This is a genomic window from Candidatus Enterococcus testudinis (genome assembly GCF_002140915.1).
In the GTDB taxonomy this organism is placed as follows: Bacteria; Bacillota; Bacilli; order Lactobacillales; family Enterococcaceae; genus Enterococcus_D; species Enterococcus_D testudinis.
Window position 1 is genome coordinate 1,740,171 of sequence record NZ_NGKU01000001.1, and the last position, 23,868, is coordinate 1,764,038.

23 protein-coding genes, 1 rRNA gene and 1 riboswitch are annotated in these 23,868 nt (G+C 41.8%); of the genes, 1 reads left to right on the forward strand and 23 read right to left on the reverse strand.

Features of this window, described 5'->3' with window-relative positions; genetic code table 11:
* Positions 1–7: 7 nt before the first annotated feature.
* From A5886_RS08280 to A5886_RS08365, 18 genes are all read right to left on the reverse strand, one after another.
* Entirely contained in the window at positions 8–445 is a 438-nt protein-coding gene (locus tag A5886_RS08280) for a hypothetical protein (RefSeq protein ID WP_086274519.1), read from the reverse strand.
* Between the two features lie 57 nt (positions 446–502).
* On the reverse strand, positions 503–907 hold the full coding sequence (locus tag A5886_RS08285; RefSeq protein ID WP_086274520.1) for a GNAT family N-acetyltransferase: 405 nt from the start codon (positions 905–907) through the stop codon (positions 503–505).
* A gap of 177 nt (positions 908–1,084) precedes the next feature.
* Positions 1,085–2,002, reverse strand: coding sequence for an LCP family glycopolymer transferase (locus tag A5886_RS08290; protein ID WP_086274521.1), 918 nt, complete (start codon positions 2,000–2,002; stop codon positions 1,085–1,087).
* A gap of 4 nt (positions 2,003–2,006) precedes the next feature.
* Positions 2,007–2,657, reverse strand: a complete 651-nt coding sequence (locus A5886_RS08295) for a phosphatase PAP2 family protein (RefSeq protein ID WP_086274522.1) — start codon at positions 2,655–2,657, stop codon at positions 2,007–2,009.
* A 3-nt stretch (positions 2,658–2,660) separates the two neighbouring features.
* Positions 2,661–3,842, reverse strand: a complete 1,182-nt coding sequence (locus A5886_RS08300; protein WP_086274523.1) for an FtsW/RodA/SpoVE family cell cycle protein — start codon at positions 3,840–3,842, stop codon at positions 2,661–2,663.
* The gene (locus A5886_RS08305; protein ID WP_086274524.1) at positions 3,820–4,971 is read right to left on the reverse strand and encodes an FtsW/RodA/SpoVE family cell cycle protein; all 1,152 of its coding nucleotides are present in this window, start codon (positions 4,969–4,971) and stop codon (positions 3,820–3,822) included. The genes A5886_RS08300 and A5886_RS08305 overlap by 23 nt, the downstream gene beginning before the upstream one ends.
* Positions 4,972–5,081: 110 nt before the next feature.
* Positions 5,082–5,255: riboswitch (M-box (ykoK) riboswitch) on the reverse strand.
* A 269-nt stretch (positions 5,256–5,524) separates the two neighbouring features.
* The gene (locus A5886_RS08310; RefSeq protein WP_086274525.1) at positions 5,525–7,393 is read right to left on the reverse strand and encodes an endonuclease MutS2; all 1,869 of its coding nucleotides are present in this window, start codon (positions 7,391–7,393) and stop codon (positions 5,525–5,527) included.
* A 333-nt stretch (positions 7,394–7,726) separates the two neighbouring features.
* Positions 7,727–9,256, reverse strand: coding sequence for an alkyl hydroperoxide reductase subunit F (gene ahpF, locus A5886_RS08315; RefSeq protein ID WP_086274526.1), 1,530 nt, complete (start codon positions 9,254–9,256; stop codon positions 7,727–7,729).
* Positions 9,257–9,265: 9 nt separating this feature from the next.
* Entirely contained in the window at positions 9,266–9,829 is a 564-nt protein-coding gene (ahpC, locus tag A5886_RS08320; RefSeq protein WP_086274527.1) for an alkyl hydroperoxide reductase subunit C, read from the reverse strand.
* Positions 9,830–10,109: 280 nt separating this feature from the next.
* Positions 10,110–10,319 carry a hypothetical protein gene (locus A5886_RS08325; RefSeq protein WP_086274528.1) on the reverse strand — a complete coding sequence of 70 codons (210 nt, stop codon included), beginning with the start codon at positions 10,317–10,319 and terminating at the stop codon, positions 10,110–10,112.
* Between the two features lie 104 nt (positions 10,320–10,423).
* Positions 10,424–11,392, reverse strand: coding sequence for a permease prefix domain 1-containing protein (locus A5886_RS08330; RefSeq protein WP_086274529.1), 969 nt, complete (start codon positions 11,390–11,392; stop codon positions 10,424–10,426).
* The gene (locus A5886_RS08335) at positions 11,389–11,721 is read right to left on the reverse strand and encodes a PadR family transcriptional regulator (protein ID WP_086274530.1); all 333 of its coding nucleotides are present in this window, start codon (positions 11,719–11,721) and stop codon (positions 11,389–11,391) included. Before A5886_RS08335 ends, A5886_RS08330 begins: the two co-directional genes overlap by 4 nt.
* Positions 11,722–11,889: 168 nt before the next feature.
* Positions 11,890–12,870: a siderophore ABC transporter substrate-binding protein gene (locus A5886_RS08340; RefSeq protein ID WP_086274531.1), complete on the reverse strand. Its 981-nt coding sequence runs from the start codon at positions 12,868–12,870 to the stop codon at positions 11,890–11,892.
* A 21-nt stretch (positions 12,871–12,891) separates the two neighbouring features.
* The gene (locus tag A5886_RS08345) at positions 12,892–13,650 is read right to left on the reverse strand and encodes an iron ABC transporter ATP-binding protein (RefSeq protein WP_086274532.1); all 759 of its coding nucleotides are present in this window, start codon (positions 13,648–13,650) and stop codon (positions 12,892–12,894) included.
* Complete coding sequence (locus tag A5886_RS08350) at positions 13,647–14,591, reverse strand: iron chelate uptake ABC transporter family permease subunit (RefSeq protein ID WP_086276023.1); 945 nt, start codon at positions 14,589–14,591, stop codon at positions 13,647–13,649. Before A5886_RS08350 ends, A5886_RS08345 begins: the two co-directional genes overlap by 4 nt.
* Positions 14,592–14,593: 2 nt before the next feature.
* The gene (locus tag A5886_RS08355; RefSeq protein WP_086274533.1) at positions 14,594–15,541 is read right to left on the reverse strand and encodes an ABC transporter permease; all 948 of its coding nucleotides are present in this window, start codon (positions 15,539–15,541) and stop codon (positions 14,594–14,596) included.
* Between the two features lie 154 nt (positions 15,542–15,695).
* Complete coding sequence (locus A5886_RS08360; protein ID WP_086274534.1) at positions 15,696–17,060, reverse strand: FAD-dependent oxidoreductase; 1,365 nt, start codon at positions 17,058–17,060, stop codon at positions 15,696–15,698.
* On the reverse strand, positions 17,057–18,514 hold the full coding sequence (locus tag A5886_RS08365; protein ID WP_086276024.1) for an AcpB/EbpR/MafR family transcriptional regulator: 1,458 nt from the start codon (positions 18,512–18,514) through the stop codon (positions 17,057–17,059). Before A5886_RS08365 ends, A5886_RS08360 begins: the two co-directional genes overlap by 4 nt.
* Before the next feature lie 142 nt (positions 18,515–18,656).
* On the opposite strand from A5886_RS08365, the gene A5886_RS08370 reads away from it, so the two are divergent.
* Positions 18,657–19,760, forward strand: coding sequence for an SLC13 family permease (locus A5886_RS08370; RefSeq protein WP_086274535.1), 1,104 nt, complete (start codon positions 18,657–18,659; stop codon positions 19,758–19,760).
* Between the two features lie 12 nt (positions 19,761–19,772).
* Here the strand turns inward: A5886_RS08370 and A5886_RS08375 are convergent, their stop codons facing one another.
* From A5886_RS08375 to rrf, 5 genes are all read right to left on the reverse strand, one after another.
* Positions 19,773–20,486: a class I SAM-dependent methyltransferase gene (locus A5886_RS08375; protein ID WP_086274536.1), complete on the reverse strand. Its 714-nt coding sequence runs from the start codon at positions 20,484–20,486 to the stop codon at positions 19,773–19,775.
* The gene (locus tag A5886_RS08380; protein WP_086274537.1) at positions 20,473–21,486 is read right to left on the reverse strand and encodes a zinc-binding alcohol dehydrogenase family protein; all 1,014 of its coding nucleotides are present in this window, start codon (positions 21,484–21,486) and stop codon (positions 20,473–20,475) included. Before A5886_RS08380 ends, A5886_RS08375 begins: the two co-directional genes overlap by 14 nt.
* A gap of 78 nt (positions 21,487–21,564) precedes the next feature.
* Positions 21,565–22,422 carry a hypothetical protein gene (locus A5886_RS08385; RefSeq protein WP_086276025.1) on the reverse strand — a complete coding sequence of 286 codons (858 nt, stop codon included), beginning with the start codon at positions 22,420–22,422 and terminating at the stop codon, positions 21,565–21,567.
* A gap of 205 nt (positions 22,423–22,627) precedes the next feature.
* Positions 22,628–23,509 (reverse strand): hypothetical protein, encoded by an 882-nt coding sequence (locus A5886_RS08390; RefSeq protein ID WP_086274538.1) that lies wholly within the window; start codon positions 23,507–23,509, stop codon positions 22,628–22,630.
* A 212-nt stretch (positions 23,510–23,721) separates the two neighbouring features.
* Positions 23,722–23,837: ribosomal RNA gene (gene rrf / locus A5886_RS08395) — 5S ribosomal RNA — on the reverse strand.
* Positions 23,838–23,868 lie beyond the last annotated feature (31 nt).

Sequence of the window (23,868 nt, forward strand, 5' to 3'; positions counted from 1 at the left end):
CAACGTGCTAATGTTGATGTGCAGAAAACGGGATTGGTTGGTGCAACACACGAATCTGGTATAAACTAAGCAGCAGCTGTATAAGGCCGATGACCAAAAAAATCACTTGTATGGTGCGTACTTCCTGCATTAGTATCATTTGGATCATGATCCAGGCAACCAAACAAGCACCCATGATTAGACCCGAATAATACCCCTGCTTTCTGACAAGGGTCAGGGCAGTAAGCGAATTGCCAACACCCAGAACCAGCAACAAAAATAGTCCGGGCAATAAAAACGTACGAAACGGCGAATGGCGCAACATCGCAGCGCTCAAGCCGAAATACGTATGCCCAAGAAGTAATGGTTGAACACTTAAGCAAGCAATACAGCCGCCAACAAATGCACCAACACCAATCACTATTGCCATACTTAGGAGCAAATATTGGCGCAAATATTTCCCCATTTCCCAACGCCCTTTCCGACATCTCTTCTCCTACTGAACTTTAGCCAGTGGTAGCGACTATTTCCCATACATAAAGGCGACACCGCCTGTTTCCTTGACTTCCTTAAACCCACACGCATGGTAAAATGTCTTGGTCTTCTCTTGATCATCTGTCAAAAGCAGTTTCTGCCGTATATGAGGGTACTGAACGATCATCTGTTCAAGCAATCTTTGTCCGATTTTTTGACGCTGATAACTCGGCCTCACCAGCAAATCTTGAATATAGAGAATGGTCTGTCCATCCGTGACGGCTCTTACCAATCCAACTAAGTAATCTTGATCGTATGCCGCAGTCACTTCAGAACCGGCAAGACCTTGCAACAATCTATCAGGTTCTTTCGTGTATGCGGTCCACCCGACTTCTGCATATAAAGAGAGAACCTCTTGGGGATCCTCAGGTAATGATTGACGAAACTGAATCATGTTGTACCTCCTGCAGTGCAAACTCTCGTCAGACACCAATTATATATAAACGGGGCATCCCTTCGATTTTGACACTATTTGTATAAAATCACACTATACCCATTATCCTATCCTTTAGCTGTCTATCTGTCAACGTTTTCAAAGTGTTGACAGGTGATAGACAGTCCATAGCCCTTTTTATTGCAAATCTTGCTGGAGCCTTTCTTTCGTCAGATTCAGTTCCTCCAATGAAACTTCTTGGTAAGAAATGCCTGCTTCCCCTTTAAATCCATCCCCTGTAAATCCTTCGCCGACCATTTGGAAAAGTTCAATCTCAGACAACGCATTTTGATACTGGGTAAATAAACGTGTCATTTGATTTAAGGTTAGATCGGTTTCACCGTTATCCCCGATGATGCTCAGAAATTCAGGAATCTGGGCAACGCCAGAAAAAGAAATCATATGTTCCGCAATGATTTGGGTGACTTCCCGCTGTCTTCTTTGTCTGCCATAGTCCCCTTCCGGATCATCTTTGCGCATGCGGGTATACTGCAATGCTTCCCATCCATTTAAATACAACGTTCCTTCTGGATAGTCAATATTCTCCGCAGTGAAGGCGAACTGGTTATCGACAGTGACACCGCCAATGGCATCTACTAAATCGGCCAGACCATCCATATTGATCGATAGATAATGATGAATCGGTATCTCTAAATACGACTCAATTGTATTGACCATCATCTCTGTTCCGCCAAAAGAATGGGCATGATTGATTTTGTCATAGTAACCCATGCCAACGATTTCCACATAGGCATCCCTAGGTACACTTGTGATGGTCGTCCGCCCATTCTCTGGATGCACTGTGACAACCATGATTGAATTGGCACGATAGTCTGTTTTTCTTTTCGCGTCATTGGCAATGCCTAATAAGAGCAAACTCATTGGTTCCGAATTTTCGATGACTACAGCTTCTTCACGACCTTCGATGGGCTGATGCATATCCAATGCCGCCTTTTCCATTTGTCGATACACTTGTAGTCCATAAACAGTCCCGATGGCCACAAATATTGCCATAATAAGCAAGAAACCAACGATTATTTTTTTTAGCAAACTCATTTTCTTACCTCCTCGTGCCTTTTTGACTGATCCACACATACCCTTCATACGTGAGCAAACTAACCGCATTGGCTAATAGCAAACTTGCAATCATATCACTGAGGTAATGGACACCTAGATAGATGCGAGATGTCATGATCAAAAGAATATAGACGACCCCGATCATAAGGAAAATGGCTTCAAAACAATGATTGATCGGTGTTGGTCTATTCCATTCAACAGTGGTTACAACAAGGATGATCGTTGTGACCAGTGTTGCTGCTAACAGCACATGTCCACTGGGAAAGCTGAAAGATGTACGGAGATCACTGCCCGTGACTTGCGGTCGCGGCCGAGCAACCACATCCTTTACCACTTTTCCTAGACCGCTGATCAACACATGGTTGCCCATCACCCATAACGAGAGAAAATAACAACGACGGATGATTAACCAACAGCTTACTACTAGGAAACTGCCGCTAATGGGTATAATCGTCGCTGTCATTGCCAAATAATGGAAGAACGTGTCCAAAGACGCGGTTCTGTGTTCAGGCACATGCAAGAAGAACTGATCGATCCATAACAATCTTTCAGGATCGGACCAGATAGACAGCATGAAGATCATAAATCCTATGCCGAATATCGATCCGACCCATAAACTATTCTTTTTTATCATTTTTTATCTCACTCCTACTTGACTTCGGGCATCTACTGCAATCAATCGGTCCTGATTCAATCCCAAAATGATGCCCATAGCGATACTGATGGCAATCAGCGACGTCCCGCCTTGGCTAAGAAACGGCAATGGGATTCCAGTTAATGGCAGCAAACCGATCGCTGCGCCAATATTTTCAAAGATCTGAAACACCAATCCGAAGATAAAGGTGATAGCAATATAAATCGATGCTTTGTTGTTTGTAGCCATTGCAGTAAAAATCACCTGATAAATCAAATAAAAATAGAGAAAGATCACCAACGTGCTCCCAAAGAAACCAAACGTTTCCCCAATCACCGTAAAGACCATATCTGATTCCCTTACTGGAACATAAACTGTCACATGATTTTGCGAAGCCCCGAATAGTCCGCCAGAACCAATAGCCAAGATACTTCTGACTTGTTGAAAGGCAATCGAATCCTGATAAGCAAACGGATCAACCCAAGCTTTCACACGATCCAGCTGATATTGTGAAAAGGTCAGTTGGAAGAGGATCCGATTGCCCCACTCGGTAAATACCAGCAGCAGCAATATTCCCCCCACAAGCGCAGTCAAAGAAGCAATGACTGTCAAGATTTTCCAATCGACGCCTGAAATGATAAATAAAGCACCCAACATGACGACAAATACCAAAGTCGTCCCGAGGTCTCTTTGGACATACATCAGGAAAAATGTTGGAAAGCTATATAGCAATATTTTACCGACATACCTTATATCCGATCGAATTGTACGGGGACCTTTGCGCTTTTCGTATATCAGTGTGAGATAGACCATAAATAAAACAAAGGCGATCTTCATAAATTCTGAAGGTTGGATCGTAAAGCTGCCGATTCTCAGCCAGCGTTTTGTATGTGTTTCGTGAAACATGAATGGATCATAAAACCAATGTAAGGAGGCCATCAGCCCTAAAGAAAGCAGATACCACAATCCTGAAAAACGCAGTAAGAAGGACGTCTTCAGCAAGCTCGCTGCAATCAACGCCAAGATAGACAATAGACAAAAAAGAATCTGACGAATCATAACAGTTCGTGCATCACGACCATCCATCACCGCAGCCTGATACTGAATCCAAATACTCAAAAGATATAATAAAAAAAGCGGCAATAATAATGCATAGTTGACCTCACGCTGTTTGTAAAACCGCATATTGATCACCTTCCTCTCGTGCCAGTTTTATACACATCCCAAATGCAAATGATAAGATAAAGTAGCTTGAACCACCGTAACTAATAAATGGCAAAGGGACCCCAGTCATTGGCATCAAACCTAGGATACTGGCGATATTGATACTGGTTTGCATTAAAATAAGTGTTGCGGTCCCTAGTAAAATCAAACCGATCTGATCATTTTTGCACGTTGCGCTATATTTAAACAAACGAACAATGATCAAAAACAACAAGCCAATCACAAAGACCCCAAACAGCAAGCCTAACTCTTCAACCATGACCGAAAAAATAAAATCTGTTTCAGCAACCGGCAAAAAGCCTTTTTTCGTGATACTGTTGCCTAAGCCTAATCCACTTAGGCCGCCATTAAACAACGCATAATAGGAATGAATCATCTGAAACCCCTGTCCATACGGATCAGAAAAAGGATCCCCCACCAATCGAATACGATTATAGACATGTTCAAACATCGATGGCAGCAAATCATGTTGTCCCAGCAACAAAATAAGGCCACCAGTCATCACAAGCACAAACAGCAGAATAACAAAGAGCAATGCTGTCAATTTCACCGGGACTTGAACTGTCGTAATCATGATAAACGCTAAAAACAGTAGGATAAACACACCTGCAACTTTCGGTTGAAACAAGATCAGCAAGCAGCAAACCAGCAACAAGCCGAGAGGTTTCTTGATTTCTTGAAAAGATGATTTGGGTTCCTTGAAGACATGGGCCAAATATAAAATCATGCCCACGTTCACCATCTCAGAAGGTTGAAATTGCAGACCCGCGATCGACACCCATCGTTGCGCCCCGTTCACAGTCACACCAAAAAAAGGAATATGGGCAAGCAACAGAGTCACTACACCAAAACCAATCAAGCCAATCGCCAATGGTCGTCCCAACAAGATACTGCTGCGCACCTTTTGCAGCAACAATATCAATGTCCAACTCATGAAGGAAAATATCAATTGTCGTTTGAACAAAGCCGAAGGGGCTGCACCAATCGTCAGCAGACGAAATGAACTGGCACTATAGATCATAAGCAGACCGATGACACTTAAACATATATAAGCTATGACCAATACCCAGTCTGTCTTTTTGCGTTTCATTTATTTCACTCCTATTTCCTTGGTATCGGTGTGCTAACGGTCATTCGCTTTTGCGATCCATCGCTGATCCTAAGAAAAAAAGTCTAACTTCCCTTAGGACGTTAGACTTTTCGCAATCTCATCGTCCGAGTTTTAGCACTATACAACGTAAAGCAATTCGTTCTTGCTTAGCTATTTTATGAAAAGCCTTAATCCGACAATTCCTGTTTTACACATTGGCGTCTTTCGACGTTTCTGCGCAATAGCCTATGTTTGTATAGGAGCCTCACCTAACAAGGTTTATTGTTATTTTATATCCAGTACGATGTTACCGCTCTTCGCTTGCTTTGACAACACCATCTAAATAATATTAAATATTCTTTACTATTTCTTAATTATATCTACCATTTTGAAGATATTCAATCATTTATCAAAAATCACAAATTTTTCAAAGTTGTGGGGGTGAACAGATGAATATAACTATTGTAATTAAAAAGATCGTTGCCCAGATACTTTCTGGAAAACGATCTTTTCTATTGCCTCTATAGATTCAACTTACCTAGTCACGGCATCTTTATGGCCGATTATGGTTTTTCTTTAACTGCTTATATGCTTTTTTTGATCCTCTATTCAAATCTTTATTGAATTTGTAGCTATGATGATCCATGAATAATTGATCAAGATCATAGTCCGCTGGGTACAGTTCTGCCTGTTTGATCAGCAATTGTATCCTTTTGACGGCAATCATTTCCATCCGATCCTCAATCCAGACTTCCGCTTGACCATTTTCACCATATTGATAAAAAACACCCTTTTTGCCGCGATCAGTCGCCAGCACTTGGTCCCCTTTCTTCAACACCTGCTGTTGGTCTATTGGCGTGGCTGTTTCAGACAACAGGGTGAATGTTTCTTTGTCGACCGGATACTGTTTTGTGGACATATAAGTAGCTGCTTGCGTCACGATGTGTGGCGGAATCTGCATTTTTTCAGCAATCCAAAAGGCGTTGCTTTCACCTACCTGATTGATCAAAAGCCGATATTTTGGCGTCAAGGTTTCAGGATCAAAGGCCATGGCAGCAGTTTGAAAGTCAGCATGATCCACTGCAAATTGTTTGATTTCCCCATAATGGGTCGTTGCGATCAGCAATGCACCAGATCGATAAAGTGCATCCATAATGGCAATAGCCAATGCGGTGCCTTCATTGGGTTCTGTTCCACTGCCAATCTCATCCAGTAAAACAATCGAATGCCGCTGATTGCCAGCCAAAATCTCCGCAATGTTTGCCATATGACCTGAGAACGTGCTCAAAGCATTGGCTAAGCTTTGCTGATCCCCAATATCCATGGAAAGACTTTTTAAAAACGGGACACTGCTCTGTCCGTTATGCGCTGGGAATAGCCCATGATGTGCCATCCCACAAACCAAAGCGACCGTTTTTAAAACGACCGTTTTGCCACCTGCGTTCGGACCGGTAATGACCATGCAGCGTGTATCGATCCCTAATGATAAATCTAACGGCACGGCTTCATCGCCAAGCAATGGATGTGTCACATGATCCAATACCAACGTTTCTTGTTGGTTGATAGTAAGGGGAACACCGTTGATTTCACGGCAAAATTTCCCTCGTGCGTAAATGACATCCAATACGGCCAGGCAGTCTAAACTTTGATAAATAGCCGGCAGTTCTTCGGCGATCATCCCTGTCAATTCCGCTAAAATTTGATATTCGATTGCTGTTTTTTCCGCTTCTGCTATGATCAATCGATCATTTAGCCGTGCGACACTATCAGGCTCAATAAAGACAGTACCGCCTTTGTTCGACCGCTCAATGATCGACCCTTTGAATTGATGCTGCCACTCAGCTTTTACTGGCAGTGTATAGCGATCATTTTTCTTGATCATCCGATTGTCTTGCAAATATTTCCCTTGCGCCAAAAACTTTAAAAAAACTTTTTTTAAATCCGCTTCGCGTTGATCGATTTGGCGGATGATTTTTCGTAGTTGACGATTGGCATCTGGATCAACGCGTTGATGACGAATCATCTGGTCTATTTGATCTGTGATTGGTGTAAAATCTGCCAGCACTTCACCATAGCCTGCTAGTCTTGGTGCCAACATGCGATGCTTCTCCAAAAAAGCTTTGATCCGTGGCATCGATCGCAAGAAATCACTGTAAGCCACTAATTCATGGGGGAGCAAAATAAAGCCTTTTTCGATTTTTTCAGTTTCATGTTGCGCCGACTGCATGCCCATAAATGGTATGGTTAAACCGGCATTTAAGAGCGCGACTGCTTCTTTGGTCTCTTCCATCCGTTTGACAGCTGTCGTATAGGATGCGGCCGGTTTTTCCTCTGCGAATCGTTTTTTGCCATAATCACTGATGATTTTTTTGCTTACTTGTGTTTTGATTTGTTCAAACTCAGCTGCTTGAGGTATGTTCATGTCGATGATCCTTTCTGGTGCCTGCAGACAACGAACGTATCTGCGTCCAAAAAAGTGTACAAAAAAAGCGATAGTTCCCCATCACCTGATTCATCAATAACGATTTGTATCGGTATCTGCAGGCACAACAAATAAACGTCTATTTTTTCGTTTATTTGTTTATATTGTCTGATTAGATACCGCGGACACTCATAAAATACCTCTTTCGTTTTTTGAACGTGTTTCACTTATTGTAAAGGAAAAGGCTAAGATCTGTCAACTCGTGTAACAAACTGCAAAGCAAAAACACCAAAGCAAGTAAACTTTGGTGTTTTTGGCCTCATGCCTATCTTTCTAGGAACGAATCAAATGATCGAATGCACCTAATGCTGCGGTTGCACCAGACCCCATGGAAATGATGATTTGTTTATAGGCGCTATCCGTACAATCTCCGGCTGCAAATACTCCTTCGATGTTGGTCGCCCCGTGTTTATCCACCACGATCTCATTACGCTGATTCAAAACGACGCGATCTTGCAACCACTCGGTATTTGGCATTAAGCCAATCAAGATAAAGACTCCTTCAACCGCCAATGTGAATTCACCATTTGATGCACGATCTGTATAAGTCAATTGCTCAACATGATCTGATCCAGTGATTTCTTTGGTTGCTGCATTGGTGATAACAGTGACATTGTCTAAAGTCTGCAATCTCTTTTGCAAGACCAAATCAGCTTTTAACTCTGGCAAGAATTCCAATACGTACACATGTTTCGCCATACCAGCCAAATCGATCGCGGCCTCGATCCCGGAGTTTCCTCCGCCGATCACTGCTACTTCTTTTCCAGCAAATAATGGGCCATCACAATGCGGGCAGTAAGCGACACCTTTGTTTTTGAATTCTTTTTCGCCAGGCACATTGATATTGCGCCAGCGTGCACCAGTAGATAAAATGGCTGTTTTGGTTTGCAAGACAGCACCATTTTCTAATTCCACTTCAACAAAATCATTGCGACGGATATCTTTGGCACGTTGCCCCTTCATCACATCGACATTGTATTCGTTGACATGTTCTTCTACTTGGCGCATCAATTTTGGCCCTTCTGTATATAAAGTGCCAATCATATTCTCAATGCCCAGTGTTTCCATGACTTGACCGCCAAATGTTTCAACGACCATACCTGTTTTAATGCCTTTACGTGCCGCATAAATAGCCGCACTACTACCAGCAGGTCCGCCCCCTACGACAAGAACATCAAAAATTTCTTTGTCCGCAAACACTTCTTTGCTCGTTGGCCCTGCAGCTTTTTCAATCAACTGCTCAATCGTCTGACGACCACTGGCGAATTCTTCATTGTCCAAAAAGACCGTCGGAACAGCCATGATTTTCTTTTGATCAATTTCGTCTTTGAACATACCGCCTTCAATCATCGTATGACTGATAGATGGATTCAAGACTGCCATAATATTCAATGCTTGGACAACGTCTGGACAGTTATGGCAAGTCAAACTCACATACGTTTCAAAGTGCAGCGGCTGATCGATGGCTTTGATCTGCTTTTGAACTGCTTCATCAATTTTTGGCGGTCGACCACTGACTTGTAATAGCGCCAAAATAAAAGATGTAAATTCATGTCCCAAAGGTAATCCAGCGAAGACGATCCCACTGGTTTGACCAGGTTGTTCAATGGTAAAACTCGGTGTCCGTTCTAACACGCGATCTTGAATCGTGATTTTATCTGACATCTCAGCGATTTCAGTTAAAAAATCACGTACCTTTACCGATGCTTCATCTTCGCCTAATGAAGCCGCAAAAACGACATCTGCTTCTAACATGGCCAGATACTGCGTTAATTGATCTTTGATCCCTTTATCTAATCCCATTTGACCCTCCTATATTTTCCCTACTAGGTCCAAGCTAGGTGTCAGTGTGTCTTCGCCTTCTTTCCATTTGGCTGGGCATACTTCACCTGGATGTGTACGTACATATTGTGCAGCACGGATTTTATCAATCAAACCACTTGCATCACGGCCAATACCATCCGCATTGATTTCCACTGTTTGAACAACTCCATCAGGATCAATGATAAAAGTACCCCGTTGTGACAAACCAGATGTTTCGTCTAAAACGTCAAAGATCTCTGAAATGATATGAGAAGGATCAGCGATCATAATATATTCGATTTTGTTGATTGCGTCAGAATGATCATGCCAAGCTTTGTGGACATAATGCGTATCTGTAGAAACGGAATAAACTTCAGTACCCAATTCCTTTAAGGCATGGTATTGATCTTGCAAGTCTTCCAATTCTGTTGGACATACAAATGAAAAGTCGGCAGGATAAAAACAAACCACATTCCATTTTCCTTTGAAGTCTTCAGATGAAACATCGATAAATTTCCCATCGTGATAAGCTTGAGCTTCGAATGAACCAATTTCTTTTCCAATTAATGACATATCATTTCCTCCATTTAGAATAATTATTTGAGAATAATCTCTATTAATTATTAGACTAATTCACCAAAAATTGCAATACTTTCCCGAAAATTCTCTCATTTAAATTATTTTCTCCTCATAAACAAGCGTTTTTCTTTGCTTTGCAGAAAAAATATTCTATCATTTTTTGTTTATTCATCGTAAAGCTCATATTTCCCCATCCATTACATTCTCAATTACACTATTGATTCTCATTTACTAAAAAATCCGCCTCCTATGCTTAGGGAGGCGGATGTGCTGTTTATTTAGATTGAGTGGCCAAGAAATGGAATAACCCGCCGATCGTAGCTTCCGGTAATTCCAAGACTGTCCCATCTAAACGGGCTTCTTCCACAAGATAATGATCTTGAAATGGTGGAACCTCTAAATATTGGCTGGCTAGAAAATCCTTCGCAGTGTCGTAGTACGCTGTTTCTTTGCTGCCGTTCTTGACATAGTGTATCTCTAACATAATTATTGCCTTCTTTCATTAGGAACAAGAGCTTATTTACACAGTGATTATAAACCTGCCCGCTTCAGATGTAAAGCTGCTTTGACCTTGAAATGAACGACTTGTTAGGGACGTTTTTGACTGAATTGATGCAAAAAGTAATCTTGTAAAACCCCTGCAAGAATGAAGATCACCCAAGAGTAAGCCCACGCACCAAAGGCAAAAGACCCCATCAAATAAAGGACAACGATCATTGGCCAATAAACCGTATGGAAAAAGACGACCCGTCCGGCAGATTCTCCATATTTATGTTTGGTTGCTCGCGTACCTGGTCTATCTTCATCACGAACAAAATATGTCTCTGAAACCAGTTTTGCATACCCAGAACGAATCACACTGACATAGACGATGAAGAAGACACCCACCGCAACCATAAATAAGAACATCGCAATGCCCAATGGCGTATCATAATAAAAAATACTACTCATCAAAACGGGTGCAAGAGAAAAGATACATAACCCGATCCCTATCACTAACCCGATTCGAAAACTTTTTTCGTAATCATCCAGCTGCTGACGAGCCACATATTTGATCTCGTTGGAAATATAGCGATCATCCAACCTTTTACGATAAGCGGCATATTTTAAGGCGGAACTAATGATAAAGCCCACACCAATTGCGCCAAAAACCGGCAACATCAACAGCCCAAGGCCTTCTTGATTCACGCCGATAAAAAAGGCAAAAATGGCAACTGCTGAAATACATAAGCCAATGCCTGTCGATAGATACAAAGCAAAATAGCGAACAGTCTTCCAGTAATCAAAGGCTTCTTCGTCAGTGATTGCATCGGTCAAATCAGGCGTCTGACGCTCTTCATAAAGCGCTGAAACATCCAATGCTTGCAGCAATTCATCGACAGAGCCGAACTCGCTGATCACCGCCCCAATCGCTTCATGTTCACTTTTGCCTTGACTGATCAATTCATGATAATGGTCCTCCATGATTGCGGACAAATCTTCCTTCGCCTTCTTAGTTTCCTCTGTAACTGGAACATGTAAGAATAAACTGTCTAAATAGTCATGTATGGTTTTCATTTTGCTCCTCCTTGTAAGAACCGATCAACTACCACCTTGGTCTGTTGCCATTCTGTACGTTTTTCTTCTAAAAGTTTCTTGCCAGCTGTCGTGATATGATAGTACGTTCTTTTCTTGCCATGGGTCACTTCCCCTGGATAGGAATGGATCAGCCCCTGCTTTTCTAATCGGGTAAATGCAGAGTATAGCGTTGTTTCTTTGATTACATATACACCGTCCGTGCCTTCGCGGATTCGTTTGGAAATCTCATATCCATATGAATCTTCCTTTGCAAGAATAGATAGAATGATCGCATCATTGTATCCACGAATCCCGTCGCTCGATATCATACGATCCCTCCTTGATTACTGCATCTGTCGTACTAATTATAAAACAATTACTACGACAGGTAAAGTAAACGAATAGAAGTTTTGCAATATCAGTCTTAGGTCGTATCTCTGAATATACAAAAAAGAAGTGACGCATGGTCACTTCTTTCCTATCATAATTCGTATGCGTTACTCAACCGCCGGCTGCGCATCCGTCAGCATCCGTTCGATCGATTCGATCCCAGAGCCAGCTAAATACCAGACTTCAGCATCCAATTCAATGATTTTATCCTGTTGACCGGCATTGGTTTCTTGCACGATCTCGTTGCTGATAAAGGCAGATTGCGATTCTTCCCCGCCAATTGCTTGTGTGCGGTCAACAACAAATAATAGATCTGGATTTTTTTCTAACAAAAATTCATAAGAAATACTTTCGCCATGTGTGGAAGCCTCCAACGTATCATCGACTGGAATGAACCCGAATGTATCATATAGAATACTATAGCGAGAACCCGGACCAAATGCAGACAGATTGCCTTCATTGACCATCACCACTAATGCCGATAAACCACTCTCTTCTGCCTGCGCATGCAACGTTTCGATTTGACTTTGCAGTTCAGTCAAATGCGCTTGCGCTTCATCTTCTTTGCCAAAGATAGCGGCGAGTGTTTGAATATTGCTTTCAATCGATGGCCACGTGTTCTCATTGTCTACTGTCAGAAAAATGGTTGGCGCGATTGCTGCCAACTCTTCTTGATACTCTCTTTGACGACCAGAAATGATGATCAAGTCTGGTTGCAGTTGATTGATTTTTTCCAAATCCGGCTCTTTGATTCCACCTGCTGATTCAACCGCTTCAAAGTCTGATAAATACGCAGGAAGATTGCTAGTTGCTGCCCCCACCACGCGATCGCCTACACCTAAGACATTCAACGTATCTAAGGCACTGTTGTCAAAGACCACCACTTTTTCTGGTTGATTAGGGACTGTGATCGTGCCATTCCCATCCGTCACTTCGATGTCAGTGGGTGTCTCCTCAACCGTATCTTCTGTTGCTGTTTGTGCTTGTGTTGTGTCCGATGACTGGCTTTCTCCTTGTGTGCTTTCCCCACAAGCCGCCAATCCTAAAACCATTCCGATCGTGAGTACACCAATAGCTATTTTCTTCATTGTATCCTCCTAAAATATATTTTATGTGAATGGATAGCAAAAATAGCTATCTTCCACTTGTACCAATTTAATGGGTAATTCATATAATTCCGACAAGACAGATTCTTGGATGACTTCTGCTGTGGTGCCAGCCTGTAGCACTTGGCCATTTTTCATCGCGACGATATATGATGCATAGCGTGCTGCATAATTAATATCATGCAGGACGATAATGACCGTCTTTTTTTCTGCTTGCACCAGTTCAGTCAAATGATTCATCAATTGCGTCGCGTGTTTCAGGTCCAAATTGTTCAGTGGTTCATCCAACAGGATATAATCCGTTTCTTGCGCTAAGACCATCGCCAAATACACCCGTTGCAACTGACCGCCGGATAAAGCGTGGATTGATCGTTCTTGGTATGCTTCTAGACCCACTTTGCGAATGGCTGAAGCAATTATTTGTGCATCTTGCTCTGTCTGCCGTCCGCGGTTATAGGGATAGCGACCGAAAGCGACAAGTTCTTTGACTGTCAAATGCACACCATATTGATTGCTTTGCTGCAGATAAGCCAACTTTTGCGCCAATTCTTTCCCAGTCCATTGTCTTAACTCTTTGCCGTCCAAATAAATGTCTCCTGTCCGCTCCCCCAATACCCGGCTGAGTAACGACAGCAACGTACTTTTCCCCGCACCATTTGGACCGATCAAGGCAATCACTTGTCCTTCAGGCAACTGCAGATCACAGGCAGTTAAAATCTGCGTGTTCCCGTATGATTTGTGAAGATTTATCGTTTCGATCATATTTTTTTCCTTTCTAGCATCAATTTCGTCATAAAGAATAAACCGCCTAAAAATTGAATGACACTATTGACCGTAATGTTCCATCCAAAGAGTTGTTCTACGAAAAATTGACCAGTGACTAATAACAAAAAGGCGATCAAGCTGCCGCCCAGAAAAAGCCAATCATGGCGATACGTGGGAAACACTTGATAGGTGATCGTTACAACCACGAAACCTAAAAAGATCGTTGGCCCCACCAAAGCCGAAGCTGTACCCGTCAGTAAAGCAATCAGAAACAACAGACAACGATGCAAGAATGTCACAGATACCCCCAAGCTGCTCGCTTGCCGGCTGCCTAAGTGCAAGACATTCAACTCAGGAATCACATAGAGCAAACACAGGCTCCCACCTATGATGATCACTGCCGCCCATATCAAGTGTTGCGTATTGATATGATTGAAACTCGCAAACAAGCGGCCTTGAAGCATGTCGTACTCATTTGGATCCATCAACACTTGCAAGAACGTGCTATAGCTGCTGAACATCGTCCCGCAGACCATTCCAGCCATTAATAATAAAAACAAATGATGGCCATTTTTTTGATAAAACAGACCAATCAGCACACTGCCCAAAATCGCTGTGCCTACAATAGACAACAAAAACATCGTGGTTGTTTCCTGACTCAGTATCTGGATGCCCCCGACAAAGAAAAACGAGACTGTCTGAATCAAGACATACAGTTGATCTAATCCAAGGACCCCTGGTGTCAAATAGCGATTTTGGGTCATCGTCTGCAATGTAAATGTGCTGAATGAACTAGCTATTGCAACCAGACCAAAGGCCAATAATCGTCTGCCCCGCAGCGAGAAGGCAAATGACCAATTGCCATAGGTGTTATAGGTGAGATAGGCACTGACAGCACCGAGGATCAACAAAAGCAAGACCCCAGCTTTGACTTTCATTTTCATCGGACCTGCCTCCAAAACAACAAGAATAAAAACAAACTGCCGCCGATCATCCCCGCAATCACGCTGACCGGCATTTCATAAGGTGCAATCACGATCCTTGCCAACAGATCACAAATCAGCAAAAAACTGCTGCCTGCAAAACAAGTCAGCCAAAGGTTGTTTTTCAAGTGATCCCCAAAAAACAAGCCAATCATGTTCGGAACGACAATCCCAAGAAATGGCAACTGCCCCACCATCAACAAAACGACACTGCTGGCAAATGCCACCAAACCAAGCACGAACAACCGCAACAATCCATAATTGATTCCTAAGCTGCGGGCGACATCTTCACCCAAGCCAGCGATCGTGATTTCGTAAGTCACAAAATAAAGAATCGCAAAAATTGGTATAATCAGATACAACAATTCATATTGCCCGACCGTGATCGTGGCAAAATTGCCTTGCAGCCAAGAGGACACATTTTGTACCAGTTGATAACGATACGCCAAGAAGCCGCTGACAGCCCCAATGATATTGCCGAACATCACACCAGCCAAAGGGAGCATCATAGGATTATCTTTTGGCAGCAAACGACTGATAGACAAAAAAAGTAAGACCCCTAGATAAGCAAACAGAGTAGCAACGGCTGTACGGAGCAAAATCGATCCATTCGGCAAAAACAATATCACCACCAAAATACCCAACCGAGCACTGTCGCTTAGTCCAACTGCTTCAGCTGCTACAAATTTATTTTGCAGCAAATGCTGCATAACCTTGCCGCTTAGACTAACAATGCTGCCCGCAATCACCAAGCTGATGGTCCGCGGCATTCTGACTTTGAGCAAAATCGTCCATGTATTCGGTTCACCTGCCAGTAACCCCGACAATGAAAGATCATGGGTCCCAACAAACATCGAAGCGACCATGAAGCTGAAAAACAGCAGAATCAAGCTAAACTTTTTCATTTTTCCTCCAGAATTTAATTGATAACGATTCTCATTCTCTATATAAGGTTACTTGATAATGAAACAAATCACAAGGTTTTTTTGTCAAAAAAAAAGTAAACCTACACAAAACGTAGGTTTACTTTGGTCAAATACCCTTATATATAACGGGGCTTTATTTGATCAATGCATCGATGGCCAATTGATTCAAAAAATGCAATGGAAATGAAATCGTTGGATTGAAAAAATAATCCATTGTCGCCAATTGCTGCAATGTTGCTTCACTATGAATCAACGTTGAGATCGTATTGATGATTTCCAAACTGCCACGATCGCTAGTGATGATCTGCCCCCCCATAATGACCTGACTGTCTTGATCATAAATCAGTTTTAATGTCACTTCAAAATCTTCTTCACTAGTAAAAAAGGTTCTGGAATGAAAAGTCTTTGTGACAGATGCGACATTGAACCCATAATATGGCGCCTCTGTTTCGTTGATACCAGAACTGCTGACATAATACCCGAACAATTTGCTAACGACGGTACGCTGCATTTTGGGAAACGGGATTTTTGGTGCACCATTGACTGAAGCCAACAAATTCGTTGCCGCAATGATCCCCGTCCGATAGGCGTTCGTCACCAAAGGAATATACAAGGAGCTATCGGAATGATTGAATGGGATCGATACCAAATCTCCAATTGCGAAAATGGACGGATCAGACGTTTGCAAGTATTCATCTGTACGAATGGTTCCATCGAGATTGAGACTCAGAAAGTCCTCCACCAGTGCGACATTTGGTCGTGGATTGACTGCATATATCACAACATCCGCAGAAATTTCGATTCCATTGGACAACAAAATCCCCGTGTACGCGCCCACCGCATCTTTTTTGGTATGGGCGACATTGCTATTCAGATAAATACGTAAATTTTCAGGAAAACGTGCCATCAAAATTTCAGCGATCTCTTGATCGAAATAGCGGAATAACAAAGTGTCCATCCGATCAATCAAATGAACCTCTTTTTGCTGTCCACTCAATGACTCAGCCAGCTCAAAGCCAATCAATCCTGCGCCGACGATGGCAACAGTCTTGGCTGATTGAATTTTCGTTAAGGCATGGCGTGACTGGTCGATCGTTTTATAGGTTGTGATTTGTGACTCGACATCCTCAGCAAATTCCGTTCGAAACGTGCTTGATCCCATGGCTAATATCAACCCATCATAGGCAACCTCATCTTGCTGCACAAAAGATGCTGTAGATGTTTTGAACTGAACAACCTTTCTTTCTGGCAAGATCTTGATGACTTCACTATTGAGCATCACATTGATCCCCTCTGACAATAATTCACTGGCAGTAGCGGTGCGAGAATCTTGCAGCTGTTCAATGTATCCTTCTAATACCAAATTCAAGCTACTGGCAACATAGCCCAGTACGCTTGATTTTTCAATGATGATCACATCTACTTTGGGATCTGATTTTTTTACATGACGCGCTGCTGCTAACCCTGCATGAGAGCCCCCGATTATTACTATTCTCATACTCTTTCCAACTCACTTTCAAGGTTATTTCTTCTGATTTCTTCAACGATACTGTGCAATCGTTCCTCTTCAAATGGATTTACGCCGCCGGTCAGGATCATCTGTCTTTTGTAACGGTAGCCTTCAGACAATGAAGGATGATCTACGATCAGCAAATCATACACAGAGGATGGCGCTTTTTCAAAATGAATATTGGGATAGCCAGCCAACTCTTTCATCAAAAAGCGGCGTAAGAAGGCACTGCGCAGATGAGATTGTGATAGCAAGATGCCAACAACAAACTTTTGTTCTTGCGTCACTTGCAGCCAATCTTGTACAAGCAGCAACTCGTTGACCAAATGTCGAGTCTTCTCGATAGAATAGGCATGTGTTGATTGCTGCGCCAAAGACGCAATAGCTTTTTGACTCACTGTCAGATCATGACTATTTGACACAGTTTCAGGTTGCAACTCAGCGAAAGCAATAATGGCACCATGAATAAACATAGACTGAACACTAATGCTTGATAAAATCCCCTGCAACGCATCTTGTTGATCATTCGCAGCTGTCATCCCATATAACGCTTGCAGCATGACTGTATTGCTCTGCTGAATGCGGGACCAGAAATAATGTCCACTTGTCTTATCTGCTACTGTAGGAACAATGATTCCTTCAGCCAACAAAAAAAGATACAAATAAACAGTTTCATAGTCACTCCAAGAAACAGCAAATCGACTCAAATAACGCCCCATCACATTTCTAAGCACCTGAAAATCGGCATCATTTTCCAATGATTTCAATAAATCATAAGAAAATTCATGCTGCTGGGAACCGCGATAGTCAAAGCGTGCCTCCATCAAGCCCAACCACAAACTCAGCTTTGATTCCTGCCCTTTTGATAAATCGACTGCCAACTGACGTTCGATCACTTTAATTAAATTGTCCGTACTTGACCGGGCGAAATGGCTTTTTAGTTTGGCCTCTGGATAACTTTGAGAAAAAAACTGAAAAAAGAAAAAGCGAATTTGACGTTCATCCCCTACCAGCTTTTTGTTCTTCAATTGAATATCAAACTCAGCCAATAGCGCATTGATCGCTTTGAAATGACGAAAAAGTGATGCTTCACTTAGCATCAAATCAAGCATCATCTTGGTTGTCGACTCTTCTCGATGAAAAAAAACGTAAGACAAAATTTGAAAATCAACGGCTTCTAACAAGTATTGGTACAAAAATTCACGTAAATCAAAGTCCACCGGCAGGGTTAGATGAACGCGGTCATTTTCCCCAAAACTGATGGTCGCATCCTCATGAAATGTTCGTAAAGACTGATCAAGATTTTGCATTTCTTTTTGCAATGTTGGGGCGGAAACTGATAATTTTTTGGCCAATTTTTTATAAGAAATCTCTGAGCCTTCTTGAAAAAAAATCGCTAAGATCTGAAAATGGACCTGTTGGTTCTTTTCCAGTAATTGCATCAAATTCACTAAAGCACCTCCTATCGTCTGTTTATCAGGTCAAGACAGCATGAAGCAGCAAACATTTATATGTAATGTATCCATTTTTTTGTTTCTTTCCATAAGAAGTGGTAAAATCCATGATGGAGAAAGGTGTTTATGGATGAAAACACGGTTGATTGTTTTTTTTAGAAACGATTTATTATTCACTTTGTCATTGATTTTAGCGATTGTCACCTGTTTGACAGGACGCTTTCGCTGGTCATTTATTGACTACAAAGTTATCTTTTCATTGTTTGGGTTGATGCTCGTCATTAACGGTTTGGAACATGCAGGACTGCTCCATACTTTAGGGCAAAAAATCCTGCAAAAAAGCCAGCATTTACGGACATTGATCCGCTCCATTGTCTTATTGAGTTTTTTTAGTTCGATGTTATTGACCAATGATGTTGCGATTTTGACCCTGCTGCCTATTTATTTAACCTTAACAAGAACAATGAAAAATCGCAACAGCGTGATTTTGGGTGCCGTCTATTTGACTGCAGCAGCAAATATGGGGAGTAGCCTATTCCCTTTTGGCAACCCGCAAAACCTTTTTTTATTTTCTTACTATGAGATCCCCTTGTCGCGATTCTTAACGACTACGGGCCTCTTTGTGGGGCTGTCACTTCTTGCTTTGATGCTATTGATCCAACTGTTACCTACAACGCCATTGCAGATTGAGGCAGAACCGATGGATTTCAAAAAGAAAGACACGCTAGTATATGGCGGATTGCTGCTTTTGATGATTCTTGGTATTTTTTCTGTGCTTCCGATGATTGCTGTTGTTGGATTAACGGCTGTCGTGATTTTCTTCTATAACAAACAATTATTTCAGAAAGTAGATTATTTGCTGCTGTTGACCTTTGTCTGCTTTTTCTTGATTGTCGGCAATATCCAAGCACAGACGATAATCATCGATGCGATTCAGCCATACTTCCAAGAAGCGCATCAAGCATTGCTAGGAAGTATATTGCTCTCACAATTCATCTCAAATGTTCCAGCAGCCATTTTGATTGCACCTTTCACCACCTTAGAAAAAGCTGTGCTGTTAGGCGTCAATCTAGGTGGTTTAGGTACCTTGATTGCTTCTTTAGCAAATTTGATTGCCTACAAGTTGATCAAGCAAGCACTCCCCCATGAAACAAAGCAGTATCAAAAACGATTTTATTTGATCAACTTCGGTTTGTTGCTCACCCTTGCGACCGTCGTGTATTTTCTATTGTAAAGGGCACATTGCTTATTGAATGATCAGCAGCTCAAATACGATGTGGGTCGTACTGACACGGCTTGGGCAAGCACCAAATAATCTTTCCGTGATCGTTGCCAGCTCATCAGGCGCATAAGTATCCGCAAAATAAGCTTGAAACATCGCTTGATCGATGTCTTCTGTGAAGTTGTAAGAGAACTGTTTGCTTTTCCAGCTGATCGCCGCCTGATTCAACCACTGTTTATAGGTATCAATCAAATCAAAGGCCTGATTCCCTTCAGCAGGTATCTCAAAAGGCTGAAACAGATCTTCGGATTCCTCAACCACCCGCAAGATCAATAAACATTCAGCTTTTTGACAAAAACGCAGCAATGATTCTCGGTCCTTCAAGGCGGGATTCATTGCCATAAAGATACAAGGATACACCCTCGGGTCAGCTAGAAATGCCTGCTGATCTTTTTTTGACAGAATGAATTTCTTCTCGGGATCAGGAACAGTTTTATGAATGATCTGTAACATCTTTTGGGAAAAATCTACGGCTAGATACTGTTGGACAAATGGATAAAAGGCGCCAATATACTTGCCGCTTCCAGCTGCAAAATCAACGATTTTGTCCATAGGCAACAGCCCACTTTCTTGTAAATAAGCGACTATATCCGTGGCAATTGGCAGCTGTGATTCCGCTTGGATCTCAGCATATTCGTCAGCAAAATCATCCCAGAACAATTCTTCAGGTGTGATCATCTGTAAACCCTCCGGTCACCACGACCTTCCCCGTATGATGATGTTCTACTAGCGCAGTCGCTTTCTTGAGATTGGCAATCGTCATCCCACCTGAGATCGTTTTTGTCACAGTAGAATGAATTTTATTATCTGCTACTAATTGCGCAATGGCTGCGAGAATCGCACCTTGAGAAGCAATATTGATGCCGGTGTCTGTTTTCGCAAACATATACTCCCAATAAAAATCAACACCACTATTTTTGAAAGGATTCAAATCAAGTGGTTTTTCAGTATTGACGATCATACCGATTTTACCAAAAGGTGCGATCAACTCGCTGCATTGAGGCAAGTAGGCTGACCCATCATAAAATAGCGCAATCGCTTGGAATGTCGTATCTAGTTGTTCCTGTAATGGCTGATGGTGATCAATCGGATGTGCCACGCCATTCTGACGAATCCACGGGTGATTTTCTGGACTGCTTGTACCATAGACCGTTAATCCAGCCCAGCTTGCCAATTGTGACGCAATCGAACCGACACCTCCACTAGCATTGATAAGTAGTATCTGCCCATTGTTGGCATTTTCTTTCGGCACAAAGCCAAATTTTTCGAATAGTAACTCCCAGGCAGTTAAACTAGTCAATGGCAAAGCCGCCATTTCTTCCTCTGAACTCATTACCGGCACTTTTGCTGCAATTCGGCTATCTACAAGCTGATACTTTTGATTTGCGCCAGAACGCTGCGTCGTTCCGGCATAAAATACCCGGTCACCGACTGCAAAGTCCTCCACTTCTTCCCCTGTTGCAACCACCACACCGCAAGCATCATAACCTTGCACCGTAAATTGATCAGATTTTTTGGTACTTGTTCTTCTTTTACTATCAATGGGATTTACAGATACGGCCTTCACCTCAACCATTAGATCATCTTTGTTGACCTTAGGCATGGGCAGGTTTTGCAACACGAATACATCTGTATCCGACAAAGAACGACCTTCATAAAAACCAATTGCAGGATTCATCAAAAAAAACTCCTTTCAAAAAAAAGCCAAAATGGTTATAACAACCATTTTAGCATGTTTACTGTAAATGAGGTATGTTTACTTACTAGGAACGACCAATGGGACCAAAAAGGCATAACTGGTGAAGAAATCCAGCAAGGATCGTCTCCATTGACCAGAATCAATCGTCAACACTGCCGACGCAGGGTGCATCTGAATCGTCAATCGTTGGTTCTTGTCTAATAAAATCCGAATTTCCCCCAGATTCTCTGTTTCTAAATCATAAGATTCATTTTCCATTGTTGTAATAAAAATCTGATCTAAGACAGTTTCAGAAACAGGAAAATCAGTTTCCATATCCACTGACAACTGCTGCGTGTTGTCGATCAGACTTGGTGACACACTAAAGCCTAACTCTTTGATATGGGCGAGTATCTGATTGACATCATAATTGAAGAGCGACAGTTGATTCACTGAGAATATATTTTCTGCATGCCACTGACGGACCAAATGCAAGATTTGATCATCGTTCACCATGACAGCACGTTGCGCCGAATCAATCGTTAACAAGGGTAAATAATTGGACTCATAGGTGCTATTGATTGGATTCAATTTGAAATACAAATCAAGTTGATTCGATTCAGTTAATTGAAAACGCACATAGAAATGTTTGGTTTGCCAGGTATCGTACTTATCCGTAGCTGCAAGTTGAATCGTCTTTAATGGTTTCAAAAACTCATATGCATAGTATTCCAATAAGGTTTTTTTGGCAATCGTCGAAATATCTTTTCGTCCAATAATCAACTGCTGATAGTGGGTATGCAATCCTTCAAAATCAGATTCCATCATGGATTTGCGTAATTTCAAATCAGCCAATTCTTTTTCTGATTGTTCAATTAACGATTCGATCCGCGCATGATCTTGCGCTTTGGCTTGGTAATAGTCATCTTCATCCATAGATATGTCTTCAGAAGATTGCTCTGACCATGACGAATAATCGACTTCTGCTGTTGTTAGATGATCTGACGTCGCCTGAGTCACCTCAGTTGACTCGCTTTGATGATTCCCTTGTTGGCTGTCGCTGACATGCGCAGATGTTTGTGTATCATCCATTTGCTTGTCAGTTTCTTCAATTGAGGGCTGATTAGCATTGTTGGTAGATTCATTCGTCAAGTTCATGCAACTCCTTTCCAGTATACCGGTTCAAAAAGGCCATTAATTTGGCCGAAAAATCTTCGAAAGAGCCGAAATAGGCGTCGATTTGACGAAATTCTTTTTCCACGATTGCTTTTTTTAATCGAAGCTTCTGATATTTATTTTGCAATCGTTCCTTTTCCTGTGTGATTTCTTCTTCATTGTTGGTATATCTTTCCCATTCTTTACGTTTTTCTTCTAAAGACTTCCGTTTCGTCGTCAACTGTTCAAGTTCCTCATCTATTTTTGTACGATTAAAGAAGCTCTTGGTCTCATTTAATTCCGCTTCAGATGCTGCAACTTGATCAATTTGATCTTGAATGGTTTTTACTTCTGACATTGCTGTGATTCGTTTCGCTTCCAATTGATCGATTTGTTTCTCGATCGTCGTCAACATGTCACGATTGCCCCGTTGAAATTTGTCCCACTCATCATCAATTTCCGGAATGACAAAGATTTCAGGAATACTTGCATCAATACCAATCGTAGGACGTTCATGAAAGTACGTACCGATTTTATAATAATGGACAGTTGGCGATACTTTCTCACAATGTAGCATAAAAGGAAAACTGAATGTGAAATGATCATGGATCTTCCGCGCCAACAGTTCATCTATTTCATGATTTTGGTTTGATGTTTCTTTTAGTTGTTTGTGCAATCGTCCATTGTAAATACGGTATATTTCTGGAATATCTTCTTTTTCGATTGCTGATTCAAAATCTTGCAGATCTTGCAGCATTTGACCAATATTTTTAGAGGCAACCTGTTTAATATCAGTAAACGTTGCTTCTTCTGAGTTGGAAAAATTTTCATTCATTACTTCTTGTTCTTTTTTTCCTTCATCAGTCATAAGACCCCTCCTTAAAATACTTCAATACTAGTGTATCATTTTTTGCAGGAAAAAGTTATTTTAAGTCACTACTTCTAATAATTTATCTGAAAATCTCATGATTGTTTTGGCGCTTGAAAGAAGAAGCTGGTCAGTAGATTATCTGCTTTATTCCATAAACATAACATAAACACAAAAAAACGTATATCGTTACATATACGTTTTTATCAATTGCGTGGCGACGTCCTACTCTCACAAAGGGAAACCCTTCACTACAATCGGCGCTAAGAAGCTTAACTTCTGTGTTCGGCATGGTTACAGGTGTATCCTTCTTGCTATCGCCACCACACTATTCAATTGAGTAAGTGTTGCTCACTCAA

What these genes read in the sequence shown, in the direction of transcription:
- A5886_RS08280 (WP_086274519.1), bottom strand. Translation starts at nt 445, where the DNA reads ATGGGGAAATATTTGCGCCAATATTTGCTCCTAAGTATGGCAATAGTG.
- A5886_RS08285 (WP_086274520.1), bottom strand. Translation starts at nt 907, where the DNA reads ATGATTCAGTTTCGTCAATCATTACCTGAGGATCCCCAAGAGGTTCTC.
- A5886_RS08290 (WP_086274521.1), bottom strand. Translation starts at nt 2,002, where the DNA reads ATGAGTTTGCTAAAAAAAATAATCGTTGGTTTCTTGCTTATTATGGCA.
- A5886_RS08295 (WP_086274522.1), bottom strand. Translation starts at nt 2,657, where the DNA reads ATGATAAAAAAGAATAGTTTATGGGTCGGATCGATATTCGGCATAGGA.
- A5886_RS08300 (WP_086274523.1), bottom strand. Translation starts at nt 3,842, where the DNA reads ATGCGGTTTTACAAACAGCGTGAGGTCAACTATGCATTATTATTGCCG.
- A5886_RS08305 (WP_086274524.1), bottom strand. Translation starts at nt 4,971, where the DNA reads ATGAAACGCAAAAAGACAGACTGGGTATTGGTCATAGCTTATATATGT.
- A5886_RS08310 (WP_086274525.1), bottom strand. Translation starts at nt 7,393, where the DNA reads ATGAACATACCTCAAGCAGCTGAGTTTGAACAAATCAAAACACAAGTA.
- ahpF (WP_086274526.1), bottom strand. Translation starts at nt 9,256, where the DNA reads ATGGGATTAGATAAAGGGATCAAAGATCAATTAACGCAGTATCTGGCC.
- ahpC (WP_086274527.1), bottom strand. Translation starts at nt 9,829, where the DNA reads ATGTCATTAATTGGAAAAGAAATTGGTTCATTCGAAGCTCAAGCTTAT.
- A5886_RS08325 (WP_086274528.1), bottom strand. Translation starts at nt 10,319, where the DNA reads ATGTTAGAGATACACTATGTCAAGAACGGCAGCAAAGAAACAGCGTAC.
- A5886_RS08330 (WP_086274529.1), bottom strand. Translation starts at nt 11,392, where the DNA reads ATGAAAACCATACATGACTATTTAGACAGTTTATTCTTACATGTTCCA.
- A5886_RS08335 (WP_086274530.1), bottom strand. Translation starts at nt 11,721, where the DNA reads ATGATATCGAGCGACGGGATTCGTGGATACAATGATGCGATCATTCTA.
- A5886_RS08340 (WP_086274531.1), bottom strand. Translation starts at nt 12,870, where the DNA reads ATGAAGAAAATAGCTATTGGTGTACTCACGATCGGAATGGTTTTAGGA.
- A5886_RS08345 (WP_086274532.1), bottom strand. Translation starts at nt 13,650, where the DNA reads ATGATCGAAACGATAAATCTTCACAAATCATACGGGAACACGCAGATT.
- A5886_RS08350 (WP_086276023.1), bottom strand. Translation starts at nt 14,591, where the DNA reads ATGAAAGTCAAAGCTGGGGTCTTGCTTTTGTTGATCCTCGGTGCTGTC.
- A5886_RS08355 (WP_086274533.1), bottom strand. Translation starts at nt 15,541, where the DNA reads ATGAAAAAGTTTAGCTTGATTCTGCTGTTTTTCAGCTTCATGGTCGCT.
- A5886_RS08360 (WP_086274534.1), bottom strand. Translation starts at nt 17,060, where the DNA reads ATGAGAATAGTAATAATCGGGGGCTCTCATGCAGGGTTAGCAGCAGCG.
- A5886_RS08365 (WP_086276024.1), bottom strand. Translation starts at nt 18,514, where the DNA reads ATGCAATTACTGGAAAAGAACCAACAGGTCCATTTTCAGATCTTAGCG.
- A5886_RS08370 (WP_086274535.1), top strand. Translation starts at nt 18,657, where the DNA reads ATGAAAACACGGTTGATTGTTTTTTTTAGAAACGATTTATTATTCACT.
- A5886_RS08375 (WP_086274536.1), bottom strand. Translation starts at nt 20,486, where the DNA reads ATGATCACACCTGAAGAATTGTTCTGGGATGATTTTGCTGACGAATAT.
- A5886_RS08380 (WP_086274537.1), bottom strand. Translation starts at nt 21,486, where the DNA reads ATGAATCCTGCAATTGGTTTTTATGAAGGTCGTTCTTTGTCGGATACA.
- A5886_RS08385 (WP_086276025.1), bottom strand. Translation starts at nt 22,422, where the DNA reads ATGGATGAAGATGACTATTACCAAGCCAAAGCGCAAGATCATGCGCGG.
- A5886_RS08390 (WP_086274538.1), bottom strand. Translation starts at nt 23,509, where the DNA reads ATGACTGATGAAGGAAAAAAAGAACAAGAAGTAATGAATGAAAATTTT.